The sequence below is a fragment of the Cobetia sp. BMC6 genome (assembly GCF_029991385.1).
Taxonomy (GTDB): Bacteria; Pseudomonadota; Gammaproteobacteria; order Pseudomonadales; family Halomonadaceae; genus Cobetia.
Window position 1 is genome coordinate 41,118 of sequence record NZ_JAKUMF010000006.1, and the last position, 13,660, is coordinate 54,777.

The 13,660-nt window shown below is 62.8% G+C and carries 11 protein-coding genes; 7 read left to right on the forward strand and 4 right to left on the reverse strand.

Features of this window, described 5'->3' with window-relative positions:
* Positions 1-99: 99 nt before the first annotated feature.
* The 3 genes from MKZ40_RS12155 to MKZ40_RS12165 all read left to right on the forward strand — a co-directional run bounded on the left by MKZ40_RS12155 (position 100) and on the right by MKZ40_RS12165 (position 4,599).
* On the forward strand, positions 100-1,113 hold the full coding sequence (locus MKZ40_RS12155) for a tryptophan--tRNA ligase (protein ID WP_175089686.1): 1,014 nt from the start codon (positions 100-102) through the stop codon (positions 1,111-1,113).
* 265 nt (positions 1,114-1,378) lie between these two features.
* Positions 1,379-2,608 (forward strand): YeeE/YedE family protein, encoded by a 1,230-nt coding sequence (locus MKZ40_RS12160; RefSeq protein WP_175089726.1) that lies wholly within the window; start codon positions 1,379-1,381, stop codon positions 2,606-2,608.
* A 311-nt stretch (positions 2,609-2,919) separates the two neighbouring features.
* Complete coding sequence (locus MKZ40_RS12165) at positions 2,920-4,599, forward strand: NAD-dependent malic enzyme (protein WP_175089685.1); 1,680 nt, start codon at positions 2,920-2,922, stop codon at positions 4,597-4,599.
* A gap of 118 nt (positions 4,600-4,717) precedes the next feature.
* On the opposite strand, the gene acnA is transcribed toward MKZ40_RS12165, so the two are convergent.
* Positions 4,718-7,477 carry an aconitate hydratase AcnA gene (acnA, locus tag MKZ40_RS12170; RefSeq protein ID WP_175089684.1) on the reverse strand — a complete coding sequence of 920 codons (2,760 nt, stop codon included), beginning with the start codon at positions 7,475-7,477 and terminating at the stop codon, positions 4,718-4,720.
* Positions 7,478-7,854: 377 nt separating this feature from the next.
* On the opposite strand from acnA, the gene MKZ40_RS12175 reads away from it, so the two are divergent.
* The 3 genes from MKZ40_RS12175 (at position 7,855) to trxB (ending at position 10,417) form a co-directional block, all read left to right on the forward strand.
* Positions 7,855-8,220 carry a CPXCG motif-containing cysteine-rich protein gene (locus tag MKZ40_RS12175; RefSeq protein ID WP_175089683.1) on the forward strand — a complete coding sequence of 122 codons (366 nt, stop codon included), beginning with the start codon at positions 7,855-7,857 and terminating at the stop codon, positions 8,218-8,220.
* Between the two features lie 286 nt (positions 8,221-8,506).
* Entirely contained in the window at positions 8,507-9,109 is a 603-nt protein-coding gene (locus MKZ40_RS12180; protein WP_043333044.1) for a peroxiredoxin, read from the forward strand.
* A 351-nt stretch (positions 9,110-9,460) separates the two neighbouring features.
* Positions 9,461-10,417: a thioredoxin-disulfide reductase gene (gene trxB, locus MKZ40_RS12185; RefSeq protein ID WP_175089682.1), complete on the forward strand. Its 957-nt coding sequence runs from the start codon at positions 9,461-9,463 to the stop codon at positions 10,415-10,417.
* Positions 10,418-10,551: 134 nt separating this feature from the next.
* Here the strand turns inward: trxB and MKZ40_RS12190 are convergent, their stop codons facing one another.
* A complete protein-coding gene (locus tag MKZ40_RS12190; protein ID WP_175089681.1) occupies positions 10,552-10,803 on the reverse strand; it encodes a SlyX family protein in 252 nt (83 codons plus the stop codon).
* Between the two features lie 596 nt (positions 10,804-11,399).
* Here MKZ40_RS12190 and MKZ40_RS12195 point away from each other — a divergent pair.
* Positions 11,400-11,864 (forward strand): cold-shock protein, encoded by a 465-nt coding sequence (locus tag MKZ40_RS12195; RefSeq protein WP_043333039.1) that lies wholly within the window; start codon positions 11,400-11,402, stop codon positions 11,862-11,864.
* Between the two features lie 96 nt (positions 11,865-11,960).
* Here the strand turns inward: MKZ40_RS12195 and MKZ40_RS12200 are convergent, their stop codons facing one another.
* Entirely contained in the window at positions 11,961-12,374 is a 414-nt protein-coding gene (locus MKZ40_RS12200) for a hypothetical protein (protein ID WP_043333036.1), read from the reverse strand.
* Positions 12,371-13,570, reverse strand: coding sequence for a succinyl-diaminopimelate desuccinylase (gene dapE, locus MKZ40_RS12205; protein ID WP_282627907.1), 1,200 nt, complete (start codon positions 13,568-13,570; stop codon positions 12,371-12,373). The genes MKZ40_RS12200 and dapE overlap by 4 nt, the downstream gene beginning before the upstream one ends.
* Positions 13,571-13,660 lie beyond the last annotated feature (90 nt).

Here is a 13,660-nt window from a genome sequence, read left to right on the forward strand (position 1 = left end):
GGATTCGAGCGGGCGTTGCCGCGACCTGTCGTGATCCATTGTGAGCGAGTGCGGCCCCGCGGCACGACCTCCCGACCCAGACGCCCAAGAAGTGCATCCATGACCAAGACCCGCGTTCTTACCGGCATCACGACCACCGGCACCCCTCATCTCGGCAACTATGTCGGCGCCATCAAGCCTGCCATCGAAGCCAGTCAGGACCCGACGGTCCAGTCCTTCTACTTCCTCGCCGACTTCCACGCTCTGATCAAGTGCCAGGACCCGAAGCGCGTGCAGGAGTCGCGTCGTGAGATCGCTGCCACCTGGCTGGCACTGGGTCTGGACACCGACAATGCCATCTTCTACCGCCAGTCGGACGTGCCGGAAATCCCGGAGCTGATGTGGCTGCTCAACTGCGTGTGCGCCAAGGGCTTGATGAACCGTGCGCATGCCTACAAGGGCGCCGTGGCCGAGAATGAGGAAGCGGGCATCGAGGATCTCGATCGCGGCATCAACATGGGTCTGTTCAGCTATCCGGTGCTGATGGCGGCGGATATCCTCATGTTCAATGCCCACAAGGTGCCGGTGGGGCGTGACCAGATCCAGCACATCGAGATGGCGCGCGACATGGCCGGACGCTTCAACCACCTCTTCAAGGGCAACTACTTCACCATGCCCGAGGCGGTGACCGACGAGAAATCCCAGCTGCTGCTGGGCCTCGATGGCCGCAAGATGTCCAAGAGCTACAACAACACCATTCCGCTGTTCGGCACCGAGAAGCAGCTGCTCAAGAGTGTGCGCAAGATCAAGACCAACTCGCTGGAGCCGGGCGAGCCGAAGGACCCGGATACCTGTTCGCTGTTCCAGATCTATTCGGCCTTCGCCACCGAGGCGGAAGTCGCTGCCATGCGTGAGCAGTACGCGGCCGGCATCGGCTGGGGCGACGCCAAGAACCAGCTGTTCGAATACCTGAATGATCACCTCAAGGCGCCGCGCGAGCGTTACGTCGAGCTGATGGAAGACCCGGCGCACGTCGAGGCGATCCTCAAGCGTGGCGCCGAGCGTGCCCGTGAAGAGGCCGCACCGATGATGGAGCGTCTGCGTCGCGCTGTAGGTCTGGGCAACTTCCTCTAGATCGCCTGTCCACGCTGCTCGATCGGCCCCCGTCATCTTCCCGGATGGCGGGGGTTTCTGTTACTGGCGCCGTCGCTTCAGAGGGCGGCGTCATCGAGGCTGTCGTGCTGATGGCATCCGGGGCGTGATGTCAGGTATATACCTGAAGGGAATGAAAAGCATGCTGTAAATTCATTCACAGCTATAAAGCGAAGCGTTAGGCTTGCCGCATCAATGCTCGAAGCATGCTGAATACACAAGGGGGTACGACATGAGTCAACACGCGATGCCGGGCAAGGCCAGTGAGCCTGTCCAGCCAACTACCGCCATCAATCCTCGCGCCGTCTGGGCGGGTGGGCTGCTGGTCATTGCCTCCGTGCTGCTGAGTCTGGTCGCCGGCTGGCGCCAGGGCCTGCTGTTGCTGATCGGTGGCGCGCTGGGCGTGGTGCTCTATCACGCGGCCTTCGGCTTCACCTCCGCCTGGCGAGTGTTCATCACCGAGCGTCGTGGTCGCGGCCTGCGTGCCCAGATGCTGATGCTGGCGATCGCCGTGGTGCTGTTCTTCCCGGTATTGGCAGCGGGCAGCCTGTGGGGGCAGGACGTCTCCGGCTTCGTCTCGCCGCTGGGCACCTCCGTCGTGGTCGGCGCCTTCCTGTTCGGCCTCGGCATGCAGCTGGGTGGCGGTTGCGCCTCGGGCACGCTGTTCACCGTCGGCGGCGGCAATGCGCGCATGGTGATCACCCTGATCTTCTTCTGCGTCGGCTCGGTGATCGGCACCGCGCACTTCAGTTGGTGGCAGAGCTTGCCGTCGTTGCCCGCCGTCTCGCTGGTGGACAGCTTCGGTGCACTGGGCGGCATCATCGTCAGCCTGGTGCTGTTCGCCATCATCGTGCTGGTGACACGCACGCTGGAGAAGCGTCGTCACGGTGAGCTCGAGAAGGCCGCCGTGACCGATAGTCAGCCGCGTGGCCTGTCACGTTTCCTGCGCGGCCCCTGGCCATTGCTGGCGGGTGCCGTGGCGCTGGCGCTGCTCAACTTCGCCACCCTGGCACTGGCCGGGCGTCCGTGGGGTATCACCTCGGCCTTCGCGCTGTGGGGCACCAAGGTCTACACCACGCTGGGCTTCGATGTCAGTGACTGGGGTTACTGGCAGGCGGCGGGCAATGCCAAGGCACTGGCGGCACCGCTCTACACGGACATCACCACGGTAATGAACATCGGCATCGTGGTGGGGGCGCTGGCGGCGGCGCTGCTGGCCGGCAAGTTCGCACCGAAGTGGAACATTCCGCTGCGCTCGCTGGTGGCTGCCGTGCTGGGTGGCCTGCTGCTGGGCTACGGCGCGCGGTTGGCCTTCGGCTGCAACATCGGCGCCTACTTCGGCGGCATCTCCTCCGGTAGCCTGCATGGCTGGCTGTGGCTGGTGATGGCCTTCGTCGGCAACATGCTGGGCGTGAAGCTGCGTCCCTTCTTCGCCCTTGCGCCGCGCAAGCCGGCATCGCGTGCCGATCTGGCCTGAGCCATTCCTCGCACGTGACCGCGAACGCCTCGCTCCTTCCCCGTCAGGGGGATGAGCGAGGCGTTTCTCGTCATGCAGTACCCTTGTCTGCGCAACGCACGCCGACCTTGCACAGGCTGCCGGAGATAGCACTGCGCGTGCTATCATCATGCCTTGTTCGCACGTGGAAACTGCACGTCGAAAGGTCCCTCGGACGCCCGGTTGCCAGCAGGTCTTCTGCGGTGCTTCAGCGGGCATGCTGCGCTTGTCTGCCGGCATGCCGAGAAGCTTGCCGAGCGTGAGGTCGTCCCCACTGATTCAAGAGTCTCGCCATGACGGATACTTCCAAGCGCGCCCTGTATGTTCCTTACGCCGGCCCGAGCCTGCTCGAGATGCCGCTGCTCAACAAGGGCAGCGCCTTCAGCCTCGAGGAGCGTGTCAGCTTCAATCTGATGGGCTTGCTGCCGCAGAATGTCGAGAGCATCGAAGAGCAGGTCGCGCGCGTCTACAGCCAGTATCAGCAGTGCGCCACCGACCTCGACAAGCATATCCTGTTGCGCTCGGTGCAGGACGACAACGAGACCCTGTTCTTCCGCGTGATCGAGGAACACCTCGAGGAGATGATGCCGATCATCTACACCCCGACCGTCGGTCAGGCGTGCGAAGAGTTCTCCAACATCTACCGCAACCACCGCGGCCTGTTCATCTCCTACCCGGACCGCGAGCACATGGATGACATCCTGCGCTCCGCGACCAAGGACAACGTCAAGGTCATCGTCGTCACCGATGGCGAGCGTATCCTGGGGCTGGGCGATCAGGGCATCGGTGGCATGGGCATCCCCATCGGCAAGCTGTCACTGTACACCGCCTGTGGCGGCATCAGCCCGGCCTACACCCTGCCGATCTCGCTGGATCTTGGCACCAACAACCAGAAGCTACTCGACGACCCGCGCTACATGGGCTGGCGTCACGAGCGCGTCACCGGTGAGGACTACAACGCCTTCGTGGCCGAGTTCATCACTGCCGTGAAGCGCCGCTGGCCGAAGGCCATGATCCAGTTCGAGGACTTCGCGCAGGCCAACGCCATGCCGCTGCTCGAGCGTTACCGCGATGAAGTCTGCTGCTTCAACGACGACATCCAGGGCACCGCCTCCGTCGTGGTCGCGACCCTGATGGCTGCCTGCAAGGCCAAGGGCGAGAAGCTCTCCGACCAGCGCGTCACCTTCCTGGGTGCTGGTAGCGCCGGTTGCGGTATCGCCGAGATGATCGTGGTGGCGATGGTCAAGGAAGGCATGGACGAGGCCGAGGCCCGCAAGCGCGTCTTCATGGTCGATCGCTTCGGTCTGCTGACCAGCGACATGGAAGACCTCTACGACTTCCAGAGCCGTCTGGCCCACGACGTCGACAGCGTGACCGACTTCGGTGACCGCGGCCTGCTGGATGTGGTCAAGGCCGCCAAGCCGAGCGTGCTGATCGGTGTGTCCGGCCAGCGTGGCCTGTTCAGCGAAGACGTGATCCGTGCCGTGCAGGCCGGCTGCGAGAGCCCGCTGGTGATGCCGCTGTCCAACCCGACCTCGCGCGTCGAAGCGACACCGGCGGAAGTCATCGAGTGGACCGACGGCAAGGCGCTGGTCGCCACCGGCAGCCCGTTCGCGCCGGTCGAGCACAATGGCCACACCCACGCGATCGCTCAGTGCAACAATGCCTACATCTTCCCGGGCATCGGTCTGGGTGTGCTGGCGTCCAATGCCTCGCGCATCACCGACAACATGCTGATGGCCGCCGCCAACGCGCTGGCCAATAACGCTCCCATCGTCCTGAAGGGCGAGGGCGCGCTGCTGCCGTCACTGGGCGACATCCAGGATATCAGCCGCCAGATCGCCTTCGACGTGGCGCGTCAGGCCCAGGCCGATGGCGTGGCGCTGACCTCCAGCGACGAGATCATCCAGGCCAACATCGAGAAGAACTTCTGGCAGCCGCGTTACCGCGCCTACCGTCGCAAGGCGTTCTGATCGCGCCTGCGCCGTCATTGAGCGCATGGTACAGATTGCGTAAATGAAGAAGCCCCCGCAGGCCATGCCTGCGGGGGCTTTTGTGTGGCAGTCAGCGCTGCGGTGAGCGGCTGGCGGGTTACAGCATGCCGCGCAGCACGTAGTGGAGGATGCCGCCGTGGCGGTAGTACTCCAGCTCGTTGTCGGTATCGATGCGGCACAGCGCCTCGATCTTCTGCTCACCCTTGTCGCTCTTGAAGGTGACCTGGACCTTGCCGCCGGCCGTCAGGTCATTCAGGCCGCTAATGCTGATTTCCTCATCACCGGTCAGCCCCAGCGACTGGCGGCTCTCGCCTTGTGGGAACTGCAGCGGCACCACGCCCATACCGATCAGGTTGGAGCGGTGGATGCGCTCGTAGGACTCGGCGATCACCGCACGCACGCCCAGCAGCAGGGTGCCCTTGGCGGCCCAGTCACGTGAGGAGCCGGTGCCGTACTCCTTGCCGGCGACGACCACCAGCGGCGTGCCTTCCTCGGCGTACTTCATGGCGGCATCGTAGATGGCCATCTGCTCGCCGGACGGCACGTGGCGGGTCTCGCCGCCCTCGACACCATCGAGCATCTCGTTGCGGATACGCACGTTGGCGAAGGTGCCGCGCATCATCACTTCGTGGTTGCCGCGACGCGAGCCGTAGGAGTTGAAGTCCTTGACCTCGACCCCGTTCTCCTTGAGGTAGCGACCCGCCGGGCTGTCCGGCTTGATGGCGCCGGCCGGCGAGATGTGGTCGGTGGTCACCGAGTCACCGAGCATCGCCAGCACGCGGGCATTCTCGACATCCTGAACGGCTTCGGGCTCACGCTGCATGCCTTCGAAGAACGGCGGATGCTGGATGTAGGTGGAATCCTTCCACTCATACACTTCGGCTTCCGGCACGTCGATGGCCTGCCAGGTCTCATCACCGTCGAAGACCTCGGCGTACTCCTTGCGATACATCTCGGTACGTACCTGCTCGATGGCCTCGGCGATCTCGGCCTGACTCGGCCAGATGTCCTTGAGGAAGACGTCATTGCCCTCGGTGTCCTTGCCCAGCGGCTCCTTGGAGAGATCGACCCGCACGGTGCCGGCGAGAGCATAGGCGACCACCAGGGGCGGCGACGCCAGCCAGTTGGTACGCACGTTGGGATGCACGCGTCCCTCGAAGTTGCGGTTGCCCGACAGCACCGAGGCGACCGTCAGGTCGCGCGCATTGATGGCGTCCTCGACCGGTTCCGGCAGCGGCCCGGAGTTGCCGATACAGGTGGTGCAGCCATAGCCGACCAGGTTGAAGCCCAGCTCGTTGAGGTCATCCTGCACGCCGGCAGTCGCCAGGTAGTCGGTGACGACCTTGGAGCCCGGCGCCAGAGAGGTCTTGACCCACGGCTTGCTGCTCAGGCCTTTCTCACGCGCCTTGCGTGCCACCAGGCCTGCCGCCAGCATCACGCTGGGGTTGGAGGTGTTGGTGCAGGAGGTGATGGCGGCGATGACCACATCGCCGTGGTCGAGGCGGAAGGTCTCGCCATTCAGCTCGCTGTAATCGCCGTTCTTCACCTCGCTCTGCTTGTCGTAGCTCTGCTCGACATCGACGGCGGTCTGGCCACCTTCGGACAGCCACTTGCCGTCCTCGATGTCCGGCACTTCTCCCAGTTGATCGCCGAGAATCTTCTCGAAGGTCTGCTTGATGTCAGTGAGCGCGACGCGGTCCTGCGGGCGTTTGGGGCCGGCGAGGGAGGCGACGACATCAGTCATGTCCAGCTCGAGCGTATCGGAGAAGACCGGCTCGTGGCCCGGCTCGCGCCACAGGCCCTGCTCCTTGGCATAGGCCTCGACCAGCGCGACCTGCTCATCGGAGCGACCGGACAGGCGCATGTAGTTGAGCGTCTCGTCATCCAGCGGGAAGAAGCCGCAGGTAGCGCCATACTCCGGCGCCATGTTGGCGATGGTCGCGCGGTCCGCCAGCGGCAGGTCATCCAGGCCATCACCGTAGAACTCGACGAATTTGCCGACCACGCCACGGCTTCTCAGCATCTGGGTGACGGTCAGTACCAGGTCAGTCGCGGTGATGCCTTCGTTGAGCTTGCCGGTCAGCTTGAAGCCGACCACTTCCGGAATCAGCATCGAGACCGGCTGACCGAGCATCGCGGCTTCCGCCTCGATACCGCCGACGCCCCAGCCGAGAACGCCGAGGCCGTTGATCATGGTGGTATGGGAGTCGGTGCCGACCAGGGTATCGGGGTAGGCGAAGGTCTTGCCATCCACTTCACGGGTGAAGACAGCGCGGCCGAGGTATTCCAGGTTCACCTGATGGCAGATACCGGTGCCTGGCGGGACGACGGAGAAGTTGTCGAAGGCCTGCTGGCCCCAGCGCAGAAACTCGTAACGTTCGCGGTTGCGCTCCATCTCGATGCGCACGTTGTCCTTGAAGGCGCTCGGATCGCCGTAGTGATCCACCATCACCGAGTGGTCGATGACCAGGTCCACCGGAGTCAGCGGATTGACCTTCTCGGGGTCGGCGCCGAGTATCTTGACGGCATCACGCATGGAGGCCAGATCGACCACACCGGGTACGCCGGTGAAGTCCTGCATCAGTACGCGCGCTGGACGATAACCGATCTCGTGGGTGCTGGAGGCGGTCTTCTGCCAGTCGGCCAGTGCCTTGATGTCTTCCTTGGTCGCGGTTTCACCGTCCTCGAAGCGCAGCTGGTTTTCCAGTAGCACCTTGAGCGTGAAGGGCAGTCGTGTCAGGTCGCCAAGCGTGTCGGCCGCCTTCTTTAGCGAGTAGTAGTGATAGCGCTTGTCTCCGACTTCCAGCTCGGAGAGGGTGTCAAGCGAATCCAGTGACTGAGAGCGCTGGGAACCCATGATTCTCCTCCTTGTCGTTGTCTTCACCGGCCAGACTGCTGAAGTGTCATCCAACAGGCGCGTCAGGTGCCTTGGCCGGATGCGACGCGTCGCGAGAGCGACTGCCAGGTCGCGTATGGTTACCTGTATAAGGCTATGGTCATCATGTGACAGGAATTCAAGCGCACACCATCATCGAGGATAGTGTGACGCAAGGAACCCTGCGTCGCGTTCGCTGCCATAGAGTTTGCCGCCACGACTCTCATGCGGCGTGAATGCGGCCTCTGAGGTATCCGGGTCAGTGGTATCCGGGGCAGGGGTATCCAGAACGGTGGCACCCCAGACGGGCCCGTCCGCAACGTCCGTCGCGTTCACCATCAGGCACAATGGAGGCTGTCATGAATGAACAAGGGCGCAGACCGAGCGAGTCCGGTGAGCTGCCGGAAGATGATGAGGTTCTGGATGCGGCGGTCGAACAGTGGCTGGCGGAGCATTCCTCGGGACAGTCCGATGAATGGCCGGGCCATGAGTTGCTGGAAGACAGGCAGGAAGGAGCGGTCAATGAGGCGCTGCATGAGGCGGAAATCCACTGCCCCTACTGCGACACGCCTTTCACGGTGTTCCTGGATCTGGACGAGGGCAGTCTGACCAACATCATCGACTGCGAGCGTTGCTGTCAGCCGATCCAGGTGCGCCAGCAGGTCGACCCGGTCAGCGGTGAGCTCGAAGGGCTGGATATCGGCCAGGATGACGACGTGCTGTGACGGCATCTCTCACTCACGCCACGCAGGAGCCGGTGCCGGCAGGCGTCAGTGGCGCAAAGTGACAGGCTTGCAGGGGGCAGGGCGCGGTAGATGCTGTATTCTGCAGCCAAGGTCACTTATGATCCCGACACTCGCTGTTGGCGTCATCGAGCTGCCATAGGCAATCTCTATGGTGGCGATTGCAGCAAACATTTGGCATCTGCCACACGTGGCGATTAGTCTGTGTGGCGATTCATCACAAAGGCGGTCCGCTGCCTTTATCATCATTATTCCTCAGGAGATCACCATGAGCGTATTGGTCGGACGTCAGGCCCCGGATTTCGAAGCCGCAGCAGTGCTGGGCGACGGTACCATCGTCGACAACTACAAGCTGTCTGATTCCAACGGCAAGCTGCGCGTGCTGTTCTTCTGGCCGCTGGACTTCACCTTCGTTTGCCCGTCTGAAATCATCGCCCACGACAACCGTCTGGCGAAGTTCAAGGAACTCGGCGTCGAAGTCATCGGTGTGTCCATCGATTCCCAGTTCACTCACCACGCATGGCGCAAGACCTCTCCGGACGCTGGCGGCATCGGTGAAGTCGGCTTCCCGATCGTGGCTGACGTCAAGCACGAAGTCACCCAGGCATACGGCATCGAGCACCCGGAAGCTGGCGTCGCTCTGCGCGCTTCCTTCCTGATCGACGAAGATGGTGTCGTTCAGCACCAGGTCGTCAACAACCTGCCGCTGGGTCGTAACGTCGACGAGATGGTCCGCATGGTCAAGGCCCTGCAGTTCCACCAGACCAACGGCGAAGTCTGCCCGGCAGGCTGGGAAGAAGGTCAGGAAGGCATGAAGGACACCGCTGAAGGTGTTGCCAAGTACCTGGCAGGCCACTCCAGCAGCCTGTAAGTCGCTACTGGACGAGATCAGTGCATGCATTCCATGGCTGACTGATCGAGCGCCTGCCTTCGACACCTCTGCGTGAGAGTATCGACAGGCAGGCGAACCCGAAGCCGTCGCCCCTGGCGGCGGCTTCCGTGTATCTGAAGCTTGCGTCATAAGCATCTGCGATGCCGGTCTGAGCGCAGTGCTGAAAGCCTGGCCCGTCTGCGCTACTCTGCGCAGTCCTCCGTTCCATCACCACCGTGTCCTGAGCCATGCCGATCGCGCTCGCTGTCCGTATCGCTCAGCACATTGATCATCAGCCGTCGCTGCGGCGACTGGTGAATTTCTCCGCCTTTATCTGTCTCGAGGTCATCCATGAGCAATGTCCGTCACGAACGTCTGATCATCCTTGGTTCCGGCCCGGCGGGTTACACCGCTGCCGTCTATGCCGCGCGTGCCAATCTCAAACCGCTGTTGATCACCGGCATGCAGATGGGTGGCCAGCTGACCACTACCACCGATGTCGACAACTGGCCGGGTGATGATGCCGGCGTGCAGGGGCCGGAGCTGATGGAGCGCATGCGCCGTCACGCCGAGCGCTTCGAGACCGAGATCCTGTTCGATCACATCAATGAAGTGACCCTCGGTGAGCGCCCCTTCCTGCTCAAGGGCGACAACGGCAGCTACAGCTGTGACGCCCTGATTATCGCTACCGGCGCCAGCGCGCAGTACCTGGGTCTGCCGAGTGAGCAGCAGTTCATGGGCCAGGGCGTCTCGGCCTGTGCGACCTGTGACGGCTTCTTCTATCGCAATCAGGAAGTCGTGGTGGTCGGTGGTGGCAACACCGCTGTCGAGGAAGCGCTGTACCTGTCCAACATCGCCTCCAAGGTCACGTTGGTGCATCGCCGTGACAGCCTACGCGCCGAGAAGATCCTGCAGGACAAGTTGTTCGACAAGGTCGAGAACGGCAACATGGCGGTCGAATGGCACCACACCCTCGACGAAGTGCTGGGCGACAACTCCGGTGTCACCGGCGTGCGTCTGCGTCATGTCGAAAGCGGCGCCACCAAGGAGTTGAGCTCGATGGGCGTGTTCATCGCCATCGGCCACCGTCCGAATACCAGCCTGTTCGAAGGCCAGCTCGCGATGCAGGGCGGCTATCTCAAGGTCCAGTCCGGTCTGGAAGGCAATGCCACCCAGACCAGCATCCCCGGCGTCTATGCCTGCGGCGATGTGATGGACCATGTCTACCGTCAGGCGATCACCTCTGCCGGTACCGGCTGCATGGCGGCGCTGGATGCCGAGCGTTATCTGGACGGCCTCATCGCCTGAGATCGCCCAGTCTGTAGCAACACTGACTGATTCAAGAAAGTCTGATTCAGCACTGCCCGACCGGCCCCGCAGCCTCGCTGCGGGGCCGGTCTGCGTTCAAGGCCCTGTCAGGAATTGGCTGGGAGGGCTGAGGCTCAGTAATGGGGTGGCAGCTCGTCGTGTGGCTGCGCACTGAAAGTTGCTGTCGAGTCTGCATCGCCTTGCTGTTCGCGCAGGGTGCGGAGCTGGCTGGCCATCAGCGCGGTGAGGCGCTCGAGGGTATCTATCTGGCGCTGCTGGGCGATGACGGTGCCATCGAGGGTCTCGAGCCAGTCATCCTGATGCGCGAGGCGCGATTCCAGTGCTTCCAGTCGGGCTTCCAAGTTGGGATCAGTCGAGGTTGTCATGCATCTGGGCTCCAGAGGGTGAGGTAATGGTCCGTGTGGGCGGTGGGACAAGAGGGGGAAACGGCCGCCGTTGGATGACGACTCATGCCAGGATTTCTGAACGATGGCACGCCGAATCGTTGCTGCGGTCGTTGCCGGGAACATTGCCAGGATCGTTGTCGAAGTGCCGCAAAGTGTTTAAGGATTGTCACTGAGTTGCCTCAGACGCATCAGGAAGAGGCGTGATAGACTGTTGACAGTGCGATTGACTTGTTTTTCGTATATCGCACCCATTGACGGCCTTCGATCGCCTGCGCTTCGCGCGTCATTGACAGGGCCGGTTCCATCGACTGATGTGGAGTTACCTGCATCACGAGCCACGACGTCACCAGAGCGATGCACAGGTATCTTCGCGTGTATCGGTGACGGTGACGGGCACCGCCGTGAGGCGCTGCATTCAGGCAGTTTCCCGACTGACGATAGCTGCTGTAACCCTGTCGTGCGGTCAGGCGCTGTCCATTGCGATCAAGGGCAGAACATTCTGATAGGGATCATCCGAAGCACTCATTTCTGCCCTCGCGTTACACCTCCACCCATTACCTAGAGAGTTTATCTTGATGAGTTCCAAGACGTTCTTCCGTTGTTTCATCATCAGCCTGCTGCTGGCACTGCCGGCACCATTGCTGATTGCTGTCTTCATCACCCTGACCGGCGGCCAGCTGGCCGACACCCTGAGCCAGGCGCTTAGCGTCGAGGGCTTCGAGCTGGCGTACGCGGCTGCCGTCGCGGCCGTGTTCATCCTGCTGTTGATCGCGACGCTTGCCATTCCGGTGCTGTCTCCGCGCTCTGCGGTACTGGCTGAAGTCGAGGACGACGATCGTGAGATCGGCGAGGTCAAGTGGTTCAACGTCAACAAGGGCTACGGTTTCGTGACCCGTGAAAGTGGTGAAGATGTCTTCGTTCACTTCCGTGCCATACGTGGCAAGGGCCACCGTACCTTGGCCGAAGGTCAGAAAGTGCGTTACCACGTCATCAGCAATGAGCGTGGCCTGCAGGCGGATGACGTGACGGTCATCACCTGATCGCTGACTCGCTCAGTGAAAGACGACAACGCCCCGCAGGCCAGCCTGCGGGGCGTTGTCGTTTCAGGGCTTGTCTTGCCGGAAGGGACGGGTCACTCAGCCCTTGTCCGGCCAGGTGAAGGCCTCTTCGCTGCCATCAGCCATGACGCGGAAGAAGCGGTCCGGCTCATCACCGGGCTGCCAGCTGCCCAGCGAGCAGCGCGTCTCGACCTGCAGGGCCCGAGCGGCGGCGCGTGCGCAGTCGACATCGCGCGCCCAAGGGGTGCTGGCGCTGTCGAACCACAGGCTGGCAAAGCCATCGGCGACTTTCTCGACAACCAGTACCGCGATCTCGGCGCCATCTCGCGTGAGGCGCGTACGGTGTTGCAGCTTGCCGGCCGGCTGGAAGACGACGACCTGACCGAACTGCTCGCCCAGCCAGGCGCCCAGTGCTTCCAGGCTCAAGGGCTTGAGGTAGATCTCGATGTCCGGATATTGCTCATCGGCGTCATTGTGCGGGGTGTCGCTCATGCCGTGGTCTCTTGGGTCGCGGGGACAAACAGATATTCCAGGATGTGCTCGTAGGCGCTGGAGAGTCGGTCCAGATCGCTGGCCATGACGCGTTCATCGATCTTGTGGATGGTCGCATTGACCGGCCCCAGCTCGACGACCTGAGTGCCGAGAGTGGCGATGAAGCGACCATCGGAGGTGCCGCCTGAGGTGGACAGGACAGGCTTGCGTCCCAGTGCGCGTTCCACGCCGTGCACGGCCGCATCGACCAGCGCGCCTTCCGGCGTCAGGAAGGGCTCGCCGCTCAGGTTCCACTCGATCTCGACGTCCAGACCGTGCTTCTCGAGGATCTCATAGGTGCGGCGCTTGAGGTCATCGGCGGTCAGCTCGGTGGAGTAACGGAAGTTGAAGACCACTTCCAGCTCGCCGGGGATGACGTTGGTCGCGCCGGTACCGCCACGGATGTTGGAGATCTGGAAGCTGGTCGCCGGGAAGAAGTCATTGCCGTTGTCCCAATGCTCGGCAGCCAGGTCAGCCAGGGCCGGGGCGGCATCGTGGATCGGGTTGCGCGCCAGATGCGGGTAGGCCACATGGCCCTGGATGCCCTTGATGTGCATGACTGCACCCAGCGAGCCGCGACGGCCATTCTTGATCACGTCCCCGGCGTAGTCGGTGGAGGACGGTTCGCCGACGATGCAGTAATCGAGGCGCTCATGATGCTCACGCAAGTACTCGACCACTGCACGAGTGCCGTGAACCGCCGGGCCTTCCTCGTCGGAGGTGATCAGGAAGGCGATGCGTCCTTCGTGGTCCGGGTTGGCGGTCACGAAGCGCTCGGTGGCAGTCAGCATCGCGGCCAGTGAACCCTTCATGTCGGCGGCGCCACGGCCACACAGGAAGCCGGCATCATCGATGCACGGCGAGAACGGCGGATACTGCCAGTTGGCTTCCGGGCCTGTCGGCACGACATCGGTGTGGCCGGCGAAGGCCAGCACCGGACCATGATGTCCACGCACTGCCCAGAAGTTGTCGACATCACCGAAGGGCAGCCGCGTGATGGTGAAGCCCAGCGCCTCGAGGCGTTCGATCATCAGGGTCTGGCAGTCCAGGTCGTCCGGCGTGACCGAGGGGCGTGAGATGAGATCGAAGGCCAGCTCCAGCGTCGGAGACAGATCGGCGGGGCGTGGCGGAAGCGGTGCGTTTGAATCAGTCATCATGGGCCATCGCTGCAGGCGTCATCGCGAGGAGCGACAGCGCGAAATTCGGGGAGAGGCGAAGTGTCTTCACGCCGGCCCAGACGCTGCTGC